Consider the following 22692-nt stretch of genomic DNA (forward strand, 5'->3'; position numbering starts at 1 on the left):
CCAGGGCTGCCGACAATGCCTTTACGGGTGTTCATCCGTTGCGCAGCTTAATGGGTGCGACAATGTGTCTGCTTGCGGTGCTGCGACATATTCGGTCATTGGCACGTAAACAAGGGTTTCAGCACCCGTAAACACTAGCAGCCGTGGCGGAAAACGCTGGTCTGAATGCCCGGTTTTACGGTACATCCGTGCCAGAAATGACCATTGACCCACGTCGCGTTCACGACACATCCTCTGACACTCTCACATGCAGAAATTCCCGAGGGCTGGCAGAATCGCGCCCAATTGCGACCAACACGCCCTACGAGGCAGGAATTCCCCATGCAAATGACCACCGCCCTACTGATCGTCAACCCGTGCGATGACGAAGAAGACAACATGGCCATGCTCTGCTGCCATAGCGACAAGGGCGACATGTTTCTGATGAGCCGCTATCCGGATGAGGATGTGCTGGAGATTACGCTGGATGGCGATCCTTCAACCCTGGATGGCGTGAAAGTCACCCTGAGCAAGACCCTGCTGAAGATCGAAATCGCGGCGGCGGATGCCGATGTGCTGAATGGTGATGATGTGCTGGAGATCACCTTCAACCCGGACATGGTGGATCTGGATGAGGTTGAGGAGACTTTGAAGAACATCCTCGACGGTACTGGCACCTTCATTAACGAAATTTGATGCCGGCCGGACTGGCCCCATCGCGAGCAGGCTCACTCCTACAGGTCGGTGTACGGCGATCCATTGTAGGAGTGAGCCTGCTCGCGATAGGGCCGGTACAGGCAACCAATCACTCCCCTGCTACAAAAATCCAACAATTCCCCCAGTCATTTCCCGCACTTTGCGCAAAATGCCGTTAGTCGCCACCCCCCGCGATGGATTAAAGTAACGCCCCCAGCCCCGGCGTTATCCGAACGCCGGTGGCCATCCCTTTCCAGGAACAGTCATCGATGGAACATCGTGAAGCGCTGCTGGCGCTGCGAACCTTTCTTTCAACGCAGATTCTCGGCCAGGAAAAACTCATCGAGCGTTTGCTCATCGCCCTGCTCGCCGACGGCCACATGCTGGTCGAGGGCGCTCCGGGTCTGGCCAAGACCAAAGCGATCAAAGAACTCGCCGAGGGCATCGAAGCCCAGTTCCATCGCATCCAGTTCACCCCCGACCTGCTGCCTGCCGACATCACCGGTACGGAAATCTATCGTCCGGAAACCGGCAGCTTTGTCTTCCAGCAAGGGCCGATCTTCCACAACCTGGTGCTGGCAGACGAAATCAACCGCGCCCCGGCCAAGGTGCAATCGGCACTGCTTGAAGCCATGGCCGAGCGTCAGGTCAGTGTCGGCCGTAGCACGTACGAGTTGTCGCCGCTGTTTCTGGTAATGGCCACGCAGAACCCGATCGAGCAGGAAGGCACTTACCCGTTGCCGGAAGCGCAACTCGACCGCTTCCTGATGCACGTAAAAATCGGTTTCCCGGATGCCGCCGTCGAACGCCGCATCCTCCAGCAGGCCCGTGGCGAAGCGTTGAACGGTGAGACCAAACCCGAGCGCCGTGTCAGCCAGCAGGCGATCTTCGCCGCGCGCAAGGAAATCCTCGGTTTGTACATGGCCGACGCCGTGGAGGAATACTTGGTGCAACTGGTCATGGCCACGCGCACGCCGGCCAAGTTCGACCCGGAAATGGCCGAGTGGATCGCCTATGGCGCCAGCCCGCGTGGCTCGATCGCCCTCGACCGCTGCGCCCGCGCTCATGCCTGGCTGGCCGGTCGCGACTTCGTCAGCCCGGAAGACATTCAAGCGGTGCTGTTCGACGTGTTGCGTCACCGCATCATTCTGTCGTTTGAAGCCGAGGCCGCCGGCATCGATCAGGATCGGGTGGTGCAGCGGATTCTCGACGTCGTAGCCGTCGCTTGACCCCCATGAACGCCGCCCTGCCCTCCGAGCCCGGAATCCGCGTCAGCCTCGCCGAGTTGATCGAGATGCGCCACCGCGTGCGCGAGGTGCAACTGTTTTCCACGCCGAGCCAGCGCAGCCCGCTGATCGGCCTGCATCACTCGAAATTCCGTGGCCGCGGTGTCGACTTCGATCAGGTGCGGGTCTATCAGGCCGGCGACGACGTGCGCACCATCGACTGGCGCGTGACGGCGCGCACGCAGGAACCGCACACCAAGCTGTTCCATGAAGAACGCGAGCGGCCGATCTTCATCATGGTCGAGCAAAGCACGCGGCTGTTTTTCGGTTCCGGACTGATGTTCAAATCGGTGCTGGCAGCGCAAGCAGCGGCGCTGATCGGCTGGGCCGCGCTCGGCCATAACGACCGGGTTGGCGGGCTGGTGTTCGGTGACAATGAGCACTACGAAATCAAGCCACGGCGCAGCAAACAGAGTCTGCTGCAATTGCTCAACCGCTTGGTCAAGGTCAACCAGTCGCTGCACAGTGAGCGCGAGCCGGATCGCGATGCGTTTGGCGTGGCCCTGCGCCGTGCCCGTGAAGTGTTGCGCCCAGGCAGCCTGGCCATCGTGATCTGCGACGAACGTGCACTGTCCGACAGCGCCGAACAACAGCTCAGCCTCTTATCGCGTCATTGCGACCTGTTGATGTTGCCGATTTCCGATCCGCTTGATCACGCCCTGCCCGCCGCCGGCCTGCTCCGCTTCGCCGAACGCGGCGCACAGCTGGAACTCGACACGCTGAACTTCGACTTGCGCCAGACCTATCGCGCTCAGGCCGAAGCGCGCATCGCCCGTTGGGAATTACTCGCGCAGAAGCTGCGGGTGCTGCTGATGCCGCTGAGCACGCAGAGTGAAATGGTCGAGCAGATGCGCGAATTCCTCAATCCGCAGCGTCCGGGGAAAGGTCGATGAACGGCCTCGAACAGTTGCAACCGCTGATCTCGCCGCCACCGATTACCTTCTGGCCACCGGCGCCGGGCTGGTGGCTGCTGCTTCTGTTATTGCCGCTGCTGGGTTTCGCCGTGTGGCGTCTGCGTCGCTTCATTCCAATGAAGAAACGCCCGATTGTCCGTGCCGAACAACCGCTCGATCCAGTGCGCATCGCCGCCCTCGCCGAACTGGCGCAGATGCCCAAACCTTACGACGGCGCCCCGGCCGGGGCGTGGCTGCAACAACTCAACGGCCTGCTCAAGCGCTTGTGCCGCAACCACTACCCTTACAGCCAGAGCCACACACTCAATGGCCGCAAATGGCTGGCGTTCCTCGACAACCGCTGCCCGGCGGCGGGTTTGACGCGGTGGATGGTGCTGGTCGAAGGCGCCTACAAACCGGAATGCAAACTCGACGACAAAGCCATCGCCGGCCTGACCCAAGCTGTCGACACGTGGATTCGCAAACATGTTTGAGTTCGCCTGGCCATGGATTTTTGCCCTGTTGCCACTGCCGTGGTTGATGCGTCTGGTGCTGCCGGTGGCCGACAGCGGCGAGCCCGCGCTGAAAGTCAGTTTCCTCTCCGACCTTGAAGGCCTCGCCCGTCGCCGTGCCCGCGCCAACCTGCCGGCGTGGCGCCAACAGGCACCGTTCATGCTGCTGTGGCTGTTGCTGTTGATCGCTGCTGCGCGCCCGCAATGGCTCGGCGAGCCGCTGCCGATTGCCGCCAGCGGGCGTGATCTGTTGGTGGCGGTGGACGTGTCCGGCTCGATGGATTTTCCCGACATGCAATGGCAGGACGAAGACGTCAGCCGCCTGAATCTGGTGCAGCACTTGCTCGGCGATTTCCTCGAAAGCCGTGACGGCGACCGCGTCGGCTTGATCCTGTTCGGCAGTCAGGCCTATCTGCAGGCACCACTGACCTTCGACCGCCACACCGTGCGCGTCTGGCTCGACGAAGCGCGGATCGGCATTGCCGGCAAAAACACCGCCATCGGTGACGCCATCGGTCTGGCCCTGAAACGCCTGCGCATGCGTCCGGCGCAGAGCCGTGTGCTGATTCTGGTCACCGACGGCGCCAACAATGGCGGTGAAATCGATCCGCTGACCGCGGCAAAACTGGCGGCGAGCGAAGGCGTGAAGATCTACCCGATCGGCATCGGCGCCAACCCGGAAGACAGTGGTTCCACCGCGTTGCTCGGGGGCAACCCGAGCCTCGATCTCGACGAGCCGGCGCTCAAAGCCATCGCCGAAGTGACCGGCGGCCAGTATTTCCGCGCCCACGACGGCAAAGAGCTGCAAGCGATCAAGGACACCCTCGACCAACTCGAACCGGTCACCCAACAACCGACTCAGGCACGACCAGCGCAAGCCTTGTATCACTGGCCGCTGGCGTTGGCCCTGTGGTTGAGCCTGCTGCTGGTCGCACGCGAATTGTGGCCGGATAACCCGCTGCAACGCCTGTTCACCAAGGAGCTGTATCTGCAAAGTCCGCTGCCTGACTGGCGCGAGCGCCTCAAACGCCTGCGTCTGCGGAGGCGCCGATGATCGCGCTCTGGCCGCACTGGTTCCGTCCCTGGTGGCTGCTGCTGTTGCCGCTGCTCGGCTGGCTGCTCTGGCAACTCTGGCACCGGCAGAAACGCGCCGGGCGCTGGCAGATGATTCTGCCGCCGGCGTTTCACGCCACGCTGCTCAGCGGCGGTAGCGGTCGCGACAGCAAACTGCCGTGGGTTGCCTTGGGTGTGGCGTGGCTGTTGACCATTCTCGCGCTGCTCGGGCCGAGTTGGGAGCGCGTTGAACAGACCAGCCAGAAGCCCGCCGATCCATTGGTCGTGGTGCTGGAACTGACCCCGGAAATGCTCGCCACCGACTCGCCGCCGACGCGACTGGAACAAGCGCGGCGCAAGCTCTTCGATCTGTTGCAGGCGCGCAGCGATGCGCAGACCGCCATCGTCGTCTATGCCGGTAGCGCGCACACGCTGGTGCCGCTGTCGGATGATCTGGCGACCAGCCGTAATTTGCTCGATGCACTGAAGCCGTCGCTGATGCCGGAAAGCGGCCACCGTGCCGATCTGGCCGTCGGCAAAGCGCTGGAGCTGCTGAAACAGGGCGCACTCGGCCAGGGACGAATTCTGCTGATCGGCTCGTCGCTCGATGAAGAAGAACGCCAAGGCATTCGCCGTGCACTCAGCGGGCAATCGGCGCAATTGTTGATGCTCGGCATCGGCACCGCCGAAGGTGCACCGATCGCTCAGGAAGACGGCAGTTTCCTCAAGGACGAACAAGGCGCGATTCGCGTGCCGCAACTCGACAGCCCGGGCCTCGCGGCGTTCCTCAACAGCATCGGCGGCGAGTATCACGCTGCACGGCTGGACGAAACCGACCTGCGTGCCCTCGGCCTGCTCGACGGCCCGCGCAGCTTGCGTAACGACGGCCAGACCGTACGTCTGGATACCTGGGCCGATCAGGGTTACTGGCTGCTGTTGCCGCTGTTGTTGCTGGCCGCCTGTGCCGGACGGCGCGGCTGGCTGTTCTGTTTGCCGCTGCTGTTTTGCCTGCCGCAACCGAGCTACGCTTTTGACTTTGAAGACCTCTGGCTGCGTCCCGACCAGCAAGGCCTGCACCTGCTCAAACAGAAGCGCCCGGCCGAAGCCGCCCAGCATTTCGAAGATCACCAGTGGCAAGGGGTGGCGTTGTACGAGGCCGGCGACTACAGTGGCGCCGCCCAGCGTTTCGCCGAAGGCAGCGATGCCCGCGCCCACTACAATCGGGGTAACGCGCTGGCAAAAAGCGGCGAGCTGGAGGCCGCGATCGACGCCTATGAACAGGCGCTGGAGCTGCAACCGGATTTGCGTCCGGCACAGACCAACAAGGCGCTGGTGGAAAATCTGCTGAAGCAGAAAAACACCCCGCCACCTGCCGAACCGGAAAGCAAACCGAGCGAGCAGAACCTGCCCGTCGATGAACCACCGCCCGCGACTGCACCGCCGCCGGCAGTGAAAAGTGAAACACCGAGCGAGGCGCAGCCGGCCGAGTCGGCCAGCGAACCGCCAGCGACCACCCCGCCACAGCCTGGCCCCAATGAAGTGCCAGGCAACGAGCCGGACGAAGAACAGAACACCGCACCGACGCTGCATACCGGCGAGGACAACCTCGAAGGCGAACAACGCCAGGCACTGGAACAATGGCTGGGCAAAATCCCGGACGACCCGGGAGAGTTGCTGCGACGCAAATTCTGGTACGAACAGCAACAACATCAGGATCAGGAAAAAACTCGATGACCCGCTTCACCGCTCTCTTGCTGCCACTGCTGATCTGTACAGCCACCGCCAACGCGGCCGAGCTGACGGCCAGTGTGGATCGCAGTCGCCTGAATTCCGGCGAGACGGTCGAGCTCACCCTCGAATCCAGCGACGTCACCCAGTTCGGCAAACCCGACCTGACGCCGCTGGAGGCGTTGTTCGAGGTGCGTGGCACGCGGCAGGTCAACCAGCTCAACACCCTCAATGGCGACAATCGCGCGACCACGCGCTGGATCATCACCCTGCTGCCGAAAGAGAACGGCAGCGTGGTCATTCCGCCGCTACAAATGGGTGAAGTACAGAGCCAGCCGATCACCGTGCAAGTGGTCGAAAGTGACAGCCGTGACGAGAAGAACAACCTTGATCCGGTGTTCATCGAGGCCAGCCTCGACCAGAACAGCGTCTATGTGCAGGCGCAGGCAATCCTGACTCTGCGCATCTACCATTCGGTGTCGCTGTATGACGACAGCAGCCTGACCCCGCTGCAAATTGCCGATGCGCGGGTTGAGCAGTTGGGCGACACGCGCACTTACGAAAAAGACATCAACGGTGTGCGCCACGGCGTGATCGAGATGCGCTACGCGATCTATCCGCAGCACAGCGGTTTGCTCAGCATCGCCCCGCAGACCTTCAGCGCAACCCTCGTTGACACGCAGCCGGCGCAGGACGCCAGCGCACAAGGGCCAAAGGCAGGCAAATTGATGCGCGTGAGTTCCGCGCAGATCCCGCTGACCGTCAAACCCAAGCCTCTGACCTACCCCGCCGATGCGCCGTGGCTACCGGCGCGCAGCCTGAGCCTGAGCGAAAGCTGGAACCCGGAGCCGGAGCACACTCAAGTCGGTGACTCCCTGACGCGCAGCCTGACGCTGAAAGTCGAAGGCCTGGCCAGCTCGCAGCTACCGGCGCTACCCGCCACCGAGGTCAACGGCCTGCGCCGCTATCCGGATCAACCGGTGCTGCGCAACCAGAGCAGCGAACGCGGCCTGATCGGCAGCCGTGAAGAACGCGAAGCGCTGGTACCAAGTCGCAGCGGCTCGATCGAATTGCCGACCGTGGACGTGGTCTGGTGGAACACCTTCGAAGATCATCTGGAACACACCAGCCTGCCGGCGCGCACCCTGCAAGTGTCGAACAACCCGAGCCTGCAGGTCGATACCCCGGCCGGCAGCCTGCAACCCGGCATCGTCGATAACGACACACTGTGGTGGTGGAAACTCAGCACACTGATTCTGGCCTGCACCACTCTGCTCGGCTTCGGCCTGTGGTGGCGCGCACGCTGGCAACCGGCGATCCATCGCGCCGCACAAACCGGCCCGAGCCCGCGCACCTTGATGGACGACATCAAACGTGCGAGCCAGGCGAATGATCCGCAGGCAACGCGGCAGGCACTGGATGCGTGGGCGCGTCAGCAGCCGGAGACGCTGGCGGACATGGCGGCGCGGTTTGTGCCGTTGTCGGATGCGCTGGATGGGCTCAATGGTGCGCTGTATAGCGAAACGGGGCAGCATTGGCAAGGCGAAGACCTGTGGCGGGCGATTCGTACCATCCCGGCGGCGGAACGGGTGCAGGATCCGGTGGGTGATAGTGGGTTGCCGCCGCTTTATCCGAAGTAAAAAGCAAAAGATCGCAGCCTGCGGCAGCTAATCCCCTGTAGGAGCTGCCGCAGGCTACGATCTTTCGATTTTGCAATGTTTGACTTAATCGATCTTCAATCAATATTGGAGACATAAGGGTCAACACCCTCAAGGATCAATCGCTCCCGCAACTCAATCAAAACTTTATAACCGCTTCCTCACCCATCGCGGCTGTCAGCGTTTCCTGCTCCGAAATCTCATCCACACTCATGACATTCACATGATTGCCCGCGTCGTACTTGATGAAATAACGCTCATGGCGCCGGCAAATTTCCACATCGCGAAACTTGAACAACAAATTATCCATGCTGACTCACCCTGTGCAGAACGGCTTGCCGACTTCTGTTAAACAAGAAAAAGCTTGCGGACAGTTTCCATGTCCGACTGGATAATCTTCAGCTCGTCGTCATCGACATCAGCCTCAAGCAGGTCCTCAACGCTGCACTGGCTGTAGGTCTGCGCCAGAATATCCAACATATCGCTCGTGTATGAATCTTCTTTCGACAGCTTCAGACCGCGACGATGTCCCTCCATATAAATGGCCGTCTGAAGAATTGCATTCGGCCCGGGCGCATCTTTGCGCAGCAGAAGTTCCAGATCATCCTGGGCATAGGCAAACGCTTGCTCGGGACGAAACCCAAGCTCATCCATTGCGTGAAAATAAAGCCCTTTAACCATTCCTCTGGCCTGATTGAACAAGCTTTCAACCCGCATTTTTGTTCTCCAGCGGTTTCTACCCGCAATAAGACCGGGACAGACCACGTGCATTATCAAATCAGTGTAAAACGGGGACAGACTCTGAGGGATCCCCACAAATCTACTCCAAGCTCTGTGCCTGATGATGCACCTCATCACGCAGAGCTTTCTCCAATCTTTCCCAGTCTTCGCTGCCTCCGAACTCTATGCATCTACGCCAATTTTCCCAGTCTTCGCTGCCTCCGAACTCTATGCATCTACGCCAATACTCCAGGCCCAGTCGCCACAATGAAAGCACGCGTTTTTCTCTGAGACTGTTGCTTTGATAGCGCCGCTCAAGGTTACTTTTTCGGGCCTGAAGTCCTGTTAAAAAGAGCAGGTAATTGGCCAGAGCGGCAATCAACAGCAGTATCTCAATACGATGCAGGCAATGGCTTCGGTGTAGATTCAGACCCAATCCCAAGTGCTCACTTTTCACATCCCTGAAGCCCTCTTCAATTTGCATACGGCGTTTGTAAACCGCCACAATCTTTGCCGGATTCCACTCGCCCTGAGCCAGGTTGCTGGCAAGCAACCAAGGTTCACGTTCGCGTCTGGCGGACTGTCGACTCAGTTTGTTTTTTGCAATTGAACCCGTGACGCGTTGGTGTTTGCGGCCCTTGGCGCAGTGCCGTACGCAGTACAAGTCGATGAAGTGTGGGGCGCTTCGCGTCATCTCCACACGACCAAGTGCCTTGGGTGAGGCGGCAGCCAAAGCATACAAATTCTTCACCGGTCGCCAGTCAGTTTGATCGCGACGATAAAGTTCGCGATTCCTTATCCGCGCGACGTAAAACCAGCCCTGCGCGGCGACAGCCTTCATCCACGGTCGCCGAAAACCCGCGTCGGTGACCAGAATCGGGACGCAGTCATCAGGTAGAAATTCGGCCAGCGTTTTGAGTAGGCGGTTTTGATACTTGGGACAGTTCTCGCGCTCATGAACGCTTTCATAAACAGGAAATGAGCGCCCCGCCAGAGGGATCGATGCTCTTAGCAAAAAGGCTGTGCCTGAAGCGTCAATTCGAGACCAGTCGACCAGGATCAAAGGATGCTTCAACGAACCCAGCAATGCCCGAAGCATTACCCAATAGAACAATGGACGTTCTGATCTCAAGTGTTGATTACCCAGCAACCGATCTACGCGCTTGATCGAATGCTTGGGGTAAGCGCGCCCCGTCATGAAACGACCAAGAGCGGTCAGCGTCAGGCGATGTCCATGCAGTAACGAACTGACACAACTCATCAGTGATGTCAGGCGGCGAGAATGGATAGAGGGCAGTGCTTGAGCGAGCGCTCTGTGTAAAAATCGGATGGCCTGCATGGGGTCGGTTTCTTGTATTTGTGTGGTGCAAACCAAGTTGCCGACTCATGCAGGTCTCTTCAATATTCCAACTTCTTGATTTTCTGTAAAAAAATCGGGGGTCCCTCAGGGCCTGTCCCCATTTACGTGTTCAATTCTGAGAATTTTTTACGAATATACTCAGTTAACCCAACCAAGTCTTCAAAGGCAATAGAGCCAAACTCAGGCTCATACTTGGCAAGATAGCTTTCAGAAGAGTGCCCTAAAGATTGGGCTTTAGTCTCTACTTCCTTAATATATGTGGGCTCAATTACCCAATTCATGCCAGAGGACGCATAACGCTCACAACCTATCAGCACCCAAGAAATCAAGCCATCATATGAACCAATCAGCTCATTCAAAATAGAGATAATATATTCATTTTCTTTTTCAAATCGAAAAGCTATATATGGAGGAAATCTCGAACGATCCTCTCTTTCAAAATGATCACGCATCCAGACCTCTGGATTACGCTGCCCATACTTTCTCCACTCAAGTGCATTCAAGTCATGAAGAATATTAAGCAGCTCACCTTCCGAGTCTAAAACTCTAGTCACGCCCATTACTTCAACCCCTTCAACTTATCAGAGATCGACACTCCGCCCGGGTTAATATTTTTAATATGCTGCTCCCAATCCCCTTTAGGAATAGGGTTGGACGATAGCCGTGGATCATAAACATATCGACCATCAGTATAGACCTGGTGATAAAACTGACCCGGCTCTTTAACTCCATTCTCATAAACATTTAAATCGCCAGCTCTCGCAGGGCGAACTTCAATAACCGCCCCTTTACCACCAGAAGCATCAAACAACTTGCTTGCAATATCTGAACAGTCTGTCCTGGAACAACTCACCATGTTTTTAATTTGCGGGCTCTCCATTGCATCAACAACAGACTTGCTCGGCGGAAACTCTGGGTTAACCGGACGGAATGGGCGATCCATTCCTGGAGGAATAACCTCGTCTACCTTTCCGGCAGCGCCACCAGTAGCTTTTTCACCACCCGCAAAATAATCCGGAGGCAAATCACAAGGCCCAGTGTTGTGTACCCAGGTCTTGAGCTCGCCAACGTAGAACGTATGCCCCACATCGACCGTCAGATTGTATGTTTTGCCCTCGGGCAGGTATAGCTCAAGCGATTCGACTTCGGACGAGGTGTTTTCGGTATCGCCATCAGCCAGTGACTGCAGCAGATCACCCGGTTCCAGATCTTTGACAGGAATGAAATCACGTTTGGCGGGTACATAGAAGGGGTGGCTCGGCGTAACCAGCAGGGTTTCGCCTTCCGCTGCGCCAGCGCCACGAACACTTTTGAGCTTGAGGCGGTAGATCGGCTGATCCGAACGCTGATGCGTTGCCAGAATGGCAGCAGCGAACGGCTTGCCCCCTTTCTCAGGCTTGCTCCAGACAACATCTCCCACCTTGAGCGACTCAATAACGCGGTCGCCTTGCGGTGTAGAAACTTTCGTACCCGCAGCAAAGCAGCAAGGCCCCTTCGTTACAGGGGTTCCCGTTGTGCCTTTTGCACCACCATTCAATCCCCCATCCAACACCAGCCCTAGTCCGACACCCGTAGCCGTTGCCACAGCTGCGTTCGCCCTGACAACGTCAATTCCGTTGCCTTGCATGGTGTGCAAGACATCCAGATACCCCTTGAGCCGAACTTCCTCCGGCCAATTCATGACCGAGTCAAAAGCTGCCTCCAGATCGGTAGCAGCGCAACTAGGGCAATTGACGGCCCCCATCACCCACAACGCTGATTTCGAACTGGAACTGACAAGTCCCTCCATGACGGCCGCGAAGCCTTCAGCGCTACCTACTCCCTTGGCATTGAGGATTTCGGCTTGATACCTTGGATCATGCCGATACTTGTATGGATCGACCAAAGCAATGTGGTCGAGCAGAGCTTTGACTGAATCTCTGTCTTTAAGCAGCTCCTTCAAGCCCAGCCTTTCGTCGTTGTAGTCAGCTAGAGTGACCCGGAATAACCCCGTATTCTGCGACTGCGAAACTTCTGTTCGAAGGAAATTCGCCGCTGCATTGGTCTTACCGTCGCTTTCACTGAAGGCTGCGCTCCAGCCCTTGTCCACCATTGCTGCGGCCGTGCGTAGCAACTCAGTCCGAGCTTGATCTTCACTAATCCCTCTTTCAGAGGCATACCGATTTACGCGTTCATCATCGGAAGCAAATTTGATCTCATCCGGGTGCAACTGGCGGTTGAAGGAAGTAGCGTTCTTGGCGATGTCGATACCTGTTTGCAGGTCCCCACCTACCAAACCCGCCGCCGTCAAACCCACCAACTGCGATGCTGTGAGCTGAAACTTCGGATTGTTTTTGACAATTGCGGCCAAACTGTTGCTCAACGCCTCGTTGGCGCCTGCCGCCGCCGCACCCGTGGCGAACCCCTTGCCTGCCGCCTCACTCAGAAGTCCGCCGACGAGGGCATGCAGAATTGTTTTCTGGAGACTGCCATCAGGCCATTTTTGTTTCTTCGCATAATCGCCAACTGCGTTGAAGGCCACGGCCTGCAAAACGGCTTGCGCCTGAGCAGTCATTGACGAACCAAGATTGTCTCCGAAACTCCCGCCATTTACTGCCGTACTGACACCCGCCTGGAATAATCCTTGTGCACCGGAATAAGCACTGAATTTACCGATACCTTCAAGGCTGCTCAGATCAAAACCGTGAGTAGCCTTGTTGACGTTTTCGCCGGTCACGCCAAACGCATCATCCAGATAACCGCTGGTAAACCCGGCAGTAGCAGCCCCGACGGCATAGTTTTTCAAGTTGTCTTTGGATGTGATGTCTTTAAGTACGGCACCAACATTCCCACGGTTGTTGATCGTACTCACAGCGGCAGAACCGGCCATCGAAGTGAGAACGCTGGAAACCATCACGTTGCCCCAACCAGCTGCTGCGGTCCCCACCGCGGTGCCTGCCTGGACCATAGCGGTGCTACCAGCCGCTGCCATTGCCGATCCACTTCCGACGCCAGCTCCCGCAACGCTACCCACAGCAGCGCTCGCCGCGCCTGCCGTGAGCACCGTTACCACAATGATGATTGCTAGCATCGCACCTTGGCCCAGGCTCGAGCTGCTGTACTTGAAAGACTCGTGAGTCTCCTTAATCAAGTTCCAGTCGACGTCGCCACGCTTCTCGGCCTCTTTAAGCCAAGCCAGCTGAGGATCGGCCTTGACCATCGCATCGATACTTTCGCTGACTGTTTTTTTGTTGATGTCTTTGACGTCGATATGCAAACCATCAACAGCTTTGATCACCAGATTCCCTTGTGCGACCAGTTCGCTCTGGCGCAGGGTTTCGTCGGTGTGCCCCTTACCGTTCATGGAGTTCCAGGCCATGCTGGTGCTGCTTTTTTGATGGCTTTCCTGATCGAGGTCCTTAACCCCCTCAAAGGTGATTGAACCGCCGCTTTGAAGAACCAGATCTTTACCGCTGTTCAGCTTTGCAACCTGATAGCGCTGATCACCACCACTTGCCAATACCAGATCGCCGCCGGTGTTGATCTCACTGCCGACATGAGTAACTTTGGTGACTTCGTCACGTCGGGTCTCTTTCTTGCCGAAGCTCCCCTTATTCTTTTTGTCGTATAACGAATAGTCGCTGTCTTGTGCCGCGAGCACGTCGAGATTATTTCCAGCAACTAAATAGGCCTCATCGCCAGCAGTGATACGGCTCGAAATCAATGCGAGGTCGTTAGCTGCACGGATCGCTACGTTGCCGCCGGCAGTTATGGTGCTGGCAACTTGTTTAACGTGATCTTCTTGCGTGGTGAGCTTTTTGGTCTTCGAGTAAGAATGACTTTCGTCGGCACCTGAGGCCACTGTCACATCGCCTTCAGCCAGAATGACAGCGTTGCGCTTGGCATCAATCGCACTGGCTATCGCAGTGAAGTCACGGCCAGCGCTCACTGCTACATCGCGTCCGCCACTTACGCTTGAGCCGACTTGAGTAATCGAACTTCGCTCTCGCCCGCCGGTTTCGATGCTTATCTGTTGTGCCGATACGATATTGACGTCACGACCTGCCTCGATTCTGGTGTCCCGACCACTGGCCATGACACTGCCGCTGCTGATTACATCTCGCGCCGCACTGATGGTCAGATCATTGGCAGCTTCAATGCGGGCGGCACTGTCCAGATAACCACGATACTGGGCATAACCATTCTGACTGAACTCTGCACCCGTTACTGAACGCTCGTTGATGACGTCCCCGGTGAGCGCCACCATACTGACGTCGCGCCCGGCGATTATGCCGCCCGATTTGTTGACGATATTATTACCGGCCATTAATTCGAGACGGTTGCCGGCCTCAATCAGACCGCTGTTGGTCATATCGAGAGCAGCTGTAGCAGACAAGTTGTTCGAAGCCCGAAGCGTACCGGCGTTGTCCAGATCGCCACCGGCAATCAACGTCACGTCGTTACCCTGAATCAACGCCCCGTTCGGCGCCAATCGGTTATTCGCCTGAGCCAGATACAGCACTGGCACCAACACTTTCTCACCATTCACTTCGTGCTCTTCGAGCCAGACGATGTCGTGGGTCAGTGCCGCCACTTGTTGCGCGGTCAGGGTGACGCCCACCGACAGGTTGAGCTGATCCTTGCTGGCGATGGCGTTGTTCATCAGGTACTTGAACATCGCTTCGTCGGAGGTCTGGCCGTCGATGAAACGCTGTCCCGTACGCTCGACGACCGCTTGCTGGATCATCCGCTGTTCGAAGAAACCGTCACCCAAACGCTTGGCGCTGATGTCCGGGTCATAGCCGAGCTTTTGCAACAGATAATCCGAGCTCTCGAATTTCTTCAGGTCGGTGAGTACCGGGTTGGTTTCGATCAGGTATTTGTGCGGGTTGGAGCGCACGCTGGTGTCGGGCAAGCCTTGTACGCGTGGTACATCAAAGGCAGGGTTGCCCCGAGCAGGCAACAGCACACCGACTGGCCCGTCAGCGGCGGTTGCACCTACGTTGAACTGAGCGGTTCGGTCATTGAGATTCAGCGAGGCTGCATCGCTCAGCGCGAGGTCGCGTTTTTTCACCGAGACCGGGTCGTTATTGTCGAACTGGAACTGGGTCGACGGCCGAGCAGGCATGCCGACCGTATGACGTGTGGACTCGCCGGACAGCGTATCGATGGTCCAGGACGGCGCAGGTACCAAGGATTGTTCGCTACCCCCTTTGCCGCTCAGGCGGAACATGCCGTTGTCGCCAACTGGCAGACTGAAGCCGGGCAATGTCAGCGGGTTGACCTGTTGCTGAGCCAGGTCCGGTGGTAGCTGACTGTTGAGGCTGATGACGGTGGGTTTGCCAGTACCGGTCGCGCCTGTGTTGGCGTTACGAGAGGTCCCGGCAGCGCCCGCGCTGTAGGCTTTTTCAACTCCATTGCTGATTTTGTTGCTGGCGTTGATGGTGACATTGCCGGCGGCCTGAATGATCGCCGAGGCGAACCCTGAAGGGTCGGAGGTGACGATTTTTTCACTGAACACGGCATTCTTTATGAAGTCTGGAGCTTCCGTTCTGACGCCCGAGGAATAGAGCGAATCTCCGAACCTGACGGCCTGACTCTGTTTATTCAAAGAAATGATGGTCGAGCCAAACGTCTGGAACCAGTTGTCCGCCTCGCCTTTGACCCCATATCTGACGACCTTGGAAACTACCCGTGAATCGTCTTCGTTGGCGTTCCAGAAATGCAGATCCTTGTTGTAGTCCGCATCGTTGTACATGTTGTACGCAACGACTTCGTTCCATTGAGCAACGGAAAGCCCTCCATTGACGTATTTGCGGGAGACATAATCGCCAGTGGCAGTACCCGAGTTCTCGAAGTTGGCCACATTGATATTGATGTTTCCTGACGCGGCGATGGACGAATTCGAGTTCAGGAACGATCCACCAGCAACATCAAAGTTTTTTCCGGAAGTAATCGACGCGGCTTTGGAACTCTCTCCTTCCGAAATACTGACCTTAAACTTTTGCTCCCAGACCAGGTGGGACGGTAGTTTGCCTCCCTGGAGATCTGTCCAATTGAGTGGAAGTTGATCACATGAATAGCAACGCACACCGATATCCGACGAGTACATTTCGGCAACGGTCTTGAACTGGTCTCTGCGGTTAACAATCGAATCCGCTTTGATCGAGAAGTCGCCGGTGCTTTCCATCGTCCCGGAAAGGTTCTCCACCATCGCTGCGCGATTACCGGCATCGTCCCGTGCGATGTCGATTGCGCCAAGGCTGTAAACATCGGATTTCTTGTTGCTGAAGCTGCCCACGCGAAGCTTCATGTCGCCACCGCTGAACAGGAACCCGCCCTGATCGTTGAGCAGTGATGAGGCCGTCAGCTTCATACCCGACGCGCCTGCCAACGTGCCGTAGTTGTTAATGGTGCCGGCATTCAGGCTCAGATTGTTGGCGGCGCTGAGGCGGCCATAGTTGTTGACGCTCGCCAAGCCACCGCGCGCACCTACGATCGTATTGCCCCCGGCCGCGATACTCGTAGCGCTGGTCAGGTTGAGGGTGGAGGCGTCCAGTTGCAGATCACCCAGACTGCTCGTTCGACCATTGCCGCCGTAATTGCCAGTCAGTTGGATATCAAGGCTGCCATCACTGGCAATCAAGCCTTCATTCGTCCAGTTGCCACCGCGTCCCACCAATTGATTGGAAGCGAGCAACTGCCCGCTCGCGGTCTGCACAAAGTTGCCGACATTCACCGTCAACCGCCCCGCCTGAATCACGCTGCTGTTGGTCCAGCTGTCCGCGTTTAGCGTCAGGCCGCCACGGGTTACCAGTGAGCCGCCAGCGTTCATCACGTTGGCGGTGGAGATGCCGAACTCACCCAGTCCGACATGTGTTACCGAACCGCCGGCGTTGAGAAAACTCGGTGCGGCGAGGGTGAAGTCAGTGTTGGCGGTTTCCACCAGACCATTACGGTTATCGAACTGGCTGCCAATCTGGAAATCGGTCTTGCCGCTGGTGCCGAGCGCGCGCAGTTTGCCGCCCTGGTTGTCGAGGTTGGCCGCACGAATCGCCAAGGTGCTGGCGCTTTCGATCAGGCCGCTGCTGTTGCTCATATTGCCGTCGACACCCAGATCGATGCTGCTGCCGCTGATCTGGCCGCTGTTGTTATTCATCGAACCGGCGGTGGTTTTCACCACACCCCGGGCATAGATCCCGCCGCCGCTGTTGTCGAGCATGCCGCCACCGGCGTTGAGCAAGATGTTTCCGGTGTTGGCGGCAATTCGACCGCCGTCACTGTAAATGCCGCCCAGTGCTTGCAAGTCCAGGCGACTGCCTTCGATCTTGCCGCCCTGACCGTTGCGTAACACGCCGCTCAGGCGGGTTTGCAGCAGACCTTTGAGACTTGAGAGCACCCCGCCACGGCTGTCGAGGCTGGCGGCGGTGAGGGTCAGGTCGCCGTTCTGGGCGATGATCTTGCCGCCCTGGTTGTCGATGGCGCCAGCGCCCGTATTTACGCTCAGCGCAGTCATGCTTTGCACCGCGCCTTTGCCGTTGTTCAGCGCGGCGGCGGTGATGGACACGCCGGCATCGCGGCTGGACAGCAGGCCGTCGGCGTCGTTGCGCAACGTGCCGCCGACGGTGAGATCCAGTTGGCCGTTGGCCGAGAGGGTGCCGCGTTGACTGTTATTCAAATCGCCACTGGTGAGCAGGCTCAACAGGGTCTGGCTGATCAATTGACCACCCTGATTGTCGACGCTGGCAGAGCGTTTGATCAGCAGCGCACCGCCGCTGCCGAGTGCGCCGTTGACGTTGGTCAGGGCGCCGAGCAGATCGAGGGTGACGCTGTCGTCGCCGACCAGACTGCCGTTGGTGTTGTTCAGCGGGCCGCCGATGAGGGTCAGGGCTTTTTTCGCCATGACGTTGCCGGAAGTGTTGTTCAGGCTGGCCGCATGGATGTCGAGGGTGTCGCCACTTTTGATCAGGCCCCCGGCAGCGTTATTGATCGCGCCGCCGTTCATGCTCAGGGTTTGTTTGCCGTCACTGCTGACCGTTCCGCCGCTGTTATCCAGACTGGCGGCGGTGATGCTCACCTCGCCGAGGCCGCCGATGCCGCCCTTGCTGTGGTTGAGCAGTGCGCCGCTGAGGTCGATGTTGACGTTGCCGAGCTGGCTGGAGATCGCGCCTTCCTGACTGTTGTCGAGGCTGCCGCCGCCAAGGCTCACGCCCTTCCAGCCGGAGACCAGACCGCCCTGGTTGTTCAGATCGGCCGCCGTAACAGTCAGCTGATCGTTGCTGATCAGGTTGCCGCCACGGTTATCGAGGTTGTTGCCGCTGAGGCTGAAGCTGTTGACGCTGGAGATTTCGCCCTGCTGGTTATTCAGGTCACGCAGGGTGGCGATGCTCAGCACGCCTTTGCTGTTGATCACGCCATTCTGGTTATTGAGGTCGCGCAGATGGGCAATGCTCAGCAGCCCTTTGCTGCTGATCAGGCCGTCCTGATTGTTCAGGTCCTGCGCGGTGGCGCCCAGATCGATCGCGGCACCGGAAACACCCACCAGCGTACCGCCCTGATTGTTCAGGCCGGTGCTGTTGAGGGTCAGTTGTTGCGCGGCGCGGATGCTGCCTTTGTTGGTGTTTTTCAACAGGCCATCGACGCTGACCTCGATATCGCTGTCACTGAGCAATACACCGCCGTCGCTGTTGTCCAGACTCGCGGCGCGAACCTGCAACGCCGCAGCAGCAATGGTGCCTTTGATCGAGGTCAGCGCGTTGTCGAGGGTCAGGGTGAGCTTGTGGTTGCTCAGCAGTTGCCCGCCGCTGTTGTCCAGCGACTTGGCGATCAGTTCAAACGCCTTGTCGCTGGAAATCTCGCCGCCACGGTTGTTCACGTCGGCGAGGTTTTTCAGCAGTAACTGGCCCGGCGCGCTGAGGGTGCCGCCCTGGTTGTTCAGTGCGCCGCCATTCAGATCCACAGTGACCGTGCCGTTGCTGCTGAACAGCTTGCCGCCCTGTTGATCGAGGCCCTGGATATTGGCGATCAGCGAGTTGCCGGCGCCGAGGCTGCCCGTCGCGTTGGTCACTTGGCCGGCGCGGATCTCCAGTTGATCGGCGGCGTAAATGCTCGCCCCATCGTTGTTATTCAGTGCGCCGGTGCTGATGCCCAGTTTGGCCTTGCTGCTGATCACACCTTTTTGCTGGTTATCCAGCGCACTGCTGTTGAGGGTGAGATTGCCGTCGGTCAGCAGGCTGCCGCCCTGGTTGCTGACCGCACCGCGCGTGTCGATGGTGAGCGCCTTGGCGCTGGAGACGGTGCCGGCGTTGTTGTTGAGGCTTTGCGCATTGATCGCCAAGGCGCCTTCGCTGACGACGCTGCCTTGCGCGTTGTTCAGATCCGCAGAGAGGTTGATCGCGAGGTCTTTCTGGCTGGTCAGACGTCCGCTGTTTTCCAGCGTCTTGCCGGTCAGCGTCAGCCCGGTGTCACCGGACAGCAGGCCCTTGTTGCGGTTGATGACGTCGTTGACGGTCAGCGCCAGATTGCCACCGGCGAGCATGTAACCGCTGTCGCTGTTGTCGAGCCAGGCACCGATCAGGCTGACATCGCTCTTGCTCGACAGCTCACCGTTGCGGTTGTCGACACGGTCGACGCTGAGGTTCAGCGCTTTGGTTGAACCGATCAGGCCTTCCTGACGGTTATCCAGAGTGGCGGCGATGATCGTCAGGCCGTTGTCGGCGATGACCACACCGTCCTGGTTATCGAACATTGCGGTGACGCTGAAGTCGACATCGCCACGACCACGTATTTCACCGTGGCTGTTGTCCAGACTGGCACTGCGCGATTCAAGGCCAGCCGAGGCGATCAGACCTTTGACGTTGCTCAGGGCACGGTCGATAACCAGGCTGAGTTTTTCATTGCTCAGCAGTTTGCCGCCGTCGTTGTTCAGACTTTGCGCGTCGACGGCCCAGGCCTTGGCGGCAGAGATTTCGCCGGCGCTGTTGTCGACGTCCTTGAGGTTTTTCAGCAGCAACTGACCCGGCGTATGAAGATTGCCGCGCTGGTTATTGAGCAGACCGTTGTTCATGTCCAGGGTCAGGTCGCCGTTGCTGAACAGCTCGCCGCCGTCCTGTTCCAGCGAAGTGACCGAAGCTTCAAGCTTCTTCTGGCTGCCGATAGTGCCGCCGGAGTTGTCCAGGTGCGCGGTCGTGAGCAACAGCGTGCCGTCGGTGGCGAGGCTGCCGCCCTGCCGGTTCTTGAAGTCGCCGGTGGCCAGGGTCGAATCGGCCTTGGCGCTGATGATGCCGTTGTCGCTGTTATCCAGACTGCCACTCTTGAACGTCAGACCTTTCTGCGAGGCGATCAGGCCGCCCTGGCTCAGCACGGAACCGGAGGCGGTCAGAGCCATCGCTTCAAGGCTCGACAGTTTGCCCAAGCGGTTATCGAGGCTGCCAGCGGTGAGGGTCATCTGCCCTTCGCTGCTGATCAGGCCTTGCTGGTTGTCCAGGGCCTCGTCGAAGGTCAGCTCCAGATTCTTCTGGCTGACGATGCGCCCGCCGACGTTGCTCACGCCGATGCCGCTGAGGGTGCTCGCGCCTTTGCTGAAAATCAGGCCGTTGCTGGCGTTGATGATTTGCGCGACTTTCAAACCAAGGGTGGTGTCGGAGAGCACCTTGCCGCCCTCGCTGTTATCGAGGCGTGCGCCGTTGATGTGCAGGTCCAGTTGGCTGGAGAGTGTGCTGGCGCGGTTGTCGATCTGATCGACGTTGACGGTCAGGGTCTTGAGCGAACCGACCAGACTGTCCTGATGGCTGTTGAGGGATTTGCCGGTGAGTTTCAGATTGCCTTCGGCGACCAGTTCACCGTGTTGTTGATTGAGGCTGTCGATGTTCGCGTCGATATCGCCCTTGGCGGAGATCCGGCCGCCATCGTTGGTCACGGCTTTGGCCTTGAGGCTCAACACACCGGTCGAAGTCAGCAGGCCGCCATTGCTGTTGTCCAGCGTGTTGCCGTCGAAGGTCAGCGCGGTCTTGCTTTCGAGGCGGCCCTTGTCGCGGTTGTCCAGCGTGTCGATCAGCAGTTTCGCCGACTGATCGGCGCGAATCGTCCCGCCACGGTTGTCGGTGTTGGTGCTGCTGACCGTCAGGGTATCGAGGCTGGAAATCTTGCCGGCGCGGTTGTCCAGACGCGTGGCCTGCACGTCCATGGCGCCGTTGGCCTGAATCAGGCCCTTGTTCTGGTTGTTCAGTTGCTCGCTGATCCGCGTGGTCAGCGTGCCTTCGCTGGTCAACTGGCCCTGCTGGCTGTTGTCGAGCTGCCGGGCTGTTACCGTGAGGTTTTGTTTGGCGCCGATCTTGCCGGTGCGATTGTTGATCGCGCCGAGTGCGTTGATGTCGAGCAAACGGCCAGCGGTCATCAGGCCGGAGACGTTATCCAGCGAGGTGACGGTCAGTATCACGTCGGTCTGGCTGCTGAGTTCACCGTTGCTGTTGATCAGTTGAGCGATGTTGGCGGTAAGGCCGGCGTTGCTGTTGATCACACCTTTATTGTTCAGCACCTGAGCGGCGTTGAGGTTCAGCGTACCGTTGCTCTGCAGTTTGCCGGCGTTGCGGTTGTCCAGTGTGCCGGCAGTAATGGCCGCGGTTTGGCCGCTGAGCGTGCCGCCCTGGTTAGTCAGGGTTTGTGCGGTGTTGACGGTCAGATGGCGGCTGGCGGTGAGGCTCTTGCCGCTGTTGTCGAGGTTCTGAGCGGTCAGGCTCAGGTCGCCGTTGGCGTTGCGGCTGCCGTCGGCATTGACGCCGGCTTCGATGGCGCCGGCGTTGGTCAGTTGGCCGCCGGCACTGAGGTTAATGCTGTCGCGAGCCGCGAGGGTCTGGCGGTTGCTCAGGTTGCCCTGGGTCTGCACGTTCAGTGCGGTGCCGGCGTAGACCGGCCCGCGTGCATCGAGACTCGCGGCTTTGACGTTGACCGCACCAGTGGCCGAGGTGTCGGCCAGGCTCAGTTGACCATTGGCATCGAGCTGAATATCACCGCCGCTGGCAATCAATTTGCCGTCGAGTTTCACCCCGACCCCGGCTTCGGTGCCGACCAGTTTGATCGCGCCGGCGTACATGCCGCCCAGCGCCGAGGAGTCGATGGCCAGTTGCGGCTTGGCGCTGCCGTCATCGGCGCGGGCGGTGGCGTTCAAAGTCTGCGCGTTGACGTCGTTGCGCCCGGCGACGATCGTCAGGTTCTGCGCCTGAAGCTGTGCGTTGATCTTCGCGCTGCGGGTGATGATTTCGAAGCGATCAACGTTGCTGGCGTTGAGTCCCGCGCCTTCGATGGCCACAGAACCCTGATCGACCTGAAAGCGATCCAGTCGACCGTTGTCGAGCACCGGTTTGCCGGTGCTCAACGTCACCCTTGGCGCGTTGATGAAACCGCAACCATTGCAGGTAATGCCATAGGGGTTGGCGACGATCACGCGTGCCGACTGCCCCGCCACCTCGGTGTAACCACGCAGCTGACTCGGGTTGCCGCTGATGACTTCGTTGAGAATCGTCTGCGCCGAACCGCTGTTTTTCAGGTTCGGGTTGTCGATGATGTGCCCGCCCAGCTGCGTGAGATTATTCTGCGTCGAGCCGTTGTTGAGGATCAGCCCCTGCGCACCGACGTTGTAATCATGGAACTGGTTGTGCGACAGCCCGCTGGAATTCGGCGTGGCGATGTTGATGATCGGCACGCCGTTGCCGGCGCGATCCAGCGAGGTGTTCGGGTTGGCCACCACGATGCCGTCGGCCTGCGCCCACATCGGTTGCCAGAACATGACGTTCGCCAAGAGAAACGCCAGGCCGCGCTTGGGCATGCCCA

The 22692-nt window shown here is 58.7% G+C and carries 12 protein-coding genes; 7 read left to right on the forward strand and 5 right to left on the reverse strand.

Features of this window, described 5'->3' with window-relative positions; all coding sequences use genetic code 11:
- Positions 1-321: 321 nt before the first annotated feature.
- The 7 genes from JFT86_RS23445 (at position 322) to JFT86_RS23475 (ending at position 7787) form a co-directional block, all read left to right on the forward strand.
- Positions 322-675 (forward strand): hypothetical protein, encoded by a 354-nt coding sequence (locus JFT86_RS23445; RefSeq protein WP_201238524.1) that lies wholly within the window; start codon positions 322-324, stop codon positions 673-675.
- A gap of 269 nt (positions 676-944) precedes the next feature.
- The gene (locus tag JFT86_RS23450; RefSeq protein WP_003218556.1) at positions 945-1904 is read left to right on the forward strand and encodes a MoxR family ATPase; all 960 of its coding nucleotides are present in this window, start codon (positions 945-947) and stop codon (positions 1902-1904) included.
- A 5-nt stretch (positions 1905-1909) separates the two neighbouring features.
- Complete coding sequence (locus tag JFT86_RS23455; RefSeq protein WP_201238525.1) at positions 1910-2854, forward strand: DUF58 domain-containing protein; 945 nt, start codon at positions 1910-1912, stop codon at positions 2852-2854.
- Positions 2851-3348, forward strand: coding sequence for a DUF4381 domain-containing protein (locus JFT86_RS23460; RefSeq protein WP_201238526.1), 498 nt, complete (start codon positions 2851-2853; stop codon positions 3346-3348). Before JFT86_RS23455 ends, JFT86_RS23460 begins: the two co-directional genes overlap by 4 nt.
- Positions 3341-4420 (forward strand): VWA domain-containing protein, encoded by a 1080-nt coding sequence (locus JFT86_RS23465; protein ID WP_201238527.1) that lies wholly within the window; start codon positions 3341-3343, stop codon positions 4418-4420. Before JFT86_RS23460 ends, JFT86_RS23465 begins: the two co-directional genes overlap by 8 nt.
- Positions 4417-6153 (forward strand): tetratricopeptide repeat protein, encoded by a 1737-nt coding sequence (locus JFT86_RS23470; RefSeq protein WP_201238528.1) that lies wholly within the window; start codon positions 4417-4419, stop codon positions 6151-6153. Before JFT86_RS23465 ends, JFT86_RS23470 begins: the two co-directional genes overlap by 4 nt.
- Positions 6150-7787, forward strand: coding sequence for a BatD family protein (locus tag JFT86_RS23475; RefSeq protein ID WP_201238529.1), 1638 nt, complete (start codon positions 6150-6152; stop codon positions 7785-7787). Before JFT86_RS23470 ends, JFT86_RS23475 begins: the two co-directional genes overlap by 4 nt.
- Positions 7788-7944: 157 nt before the next feature.
- On the opposite strand, the gene JFT86_RS23480 is transcribed toward JFT86_RS23475, so the two are convergent.
- The 5 genes from JFT86_RS23480 to JFT86_RS23500 all read right to left on the reverse strand — a co-directional run bounded on the left by JFT86_RS23480 (position 7945) and on the right by JFT86_RS23500 (position 22648).
- Complete coding sequence (locus JFT86_RS23480) at positions 7945-8115, reverse strand: hypothetical protein (RefSeq protein WP_201238530.1); 171 nt, start codon at positions 8113-8115, stop codon at positions 7945-7947.
- Positions 8116-8153: 38 nt separating this feature from the next.
- A complete protein-coding gene (locus JFT86_RS23485; protein WP_201238531.1) occupies positions 8154-8522 on the reverse strand; it encodes a hypothetical protein in 369 nt (122 codons plus the stop codon).
- 103 nt (positions 8523-8625) lie between these two features.
- Positions 8626-9864 carry an IS4 family transposase gene (locus JFT86_RS23490; RefSeq protein WP_201233694.1) on the reverse strand — a complete coding sequence of 413 codons (1239 nt, stop codon included), beginning with the start codon at positions 9862-9864 and terminating at the stop codon, positions 8626-8628.
- 122 nt (positions 9865-9986) lie between these two features.
- Positions 9987-10445 carry a hypothetical protein gene (locus JFT86_RS23495; protein WP_201233695.1) on the reverse strand — a complete coding sequence of 153 codons (459 nt, stop codon included), beginning with the start codon at positions 10443-10445 and terminating at the stop codon, positions 9987-9989.
- The gene (locus JFT86_RS23500) at positions 10445-22648 is read right to left on the reverse strand and encodes a filamentous hemagglutinin N-terminal domain-containing protein (protein ID WP_207197133.1); all 12204 of its coding nucleotides are present in this window, start codon (positions 22646-22648) and stop codon (positions 10445-10447) included. The genes JFT86_RS23495 and JFT86_RS23500 overlap by 1 nt, the downstream gene beginning before the upstream one ends.
- Positions 22649-22692 lie beyond the last annotated feature (44 nt).

This window comes from Pseudomonas sp. TH06, from assembly GCF_016651305.1.
In the GTDB taxonomy this organism is placed as follows: Bacteria; Pseudomonadota; Gammaproteobacteria; order Pseudomonadales; family Pseudomonadaceae; genus Aquipseudomonas.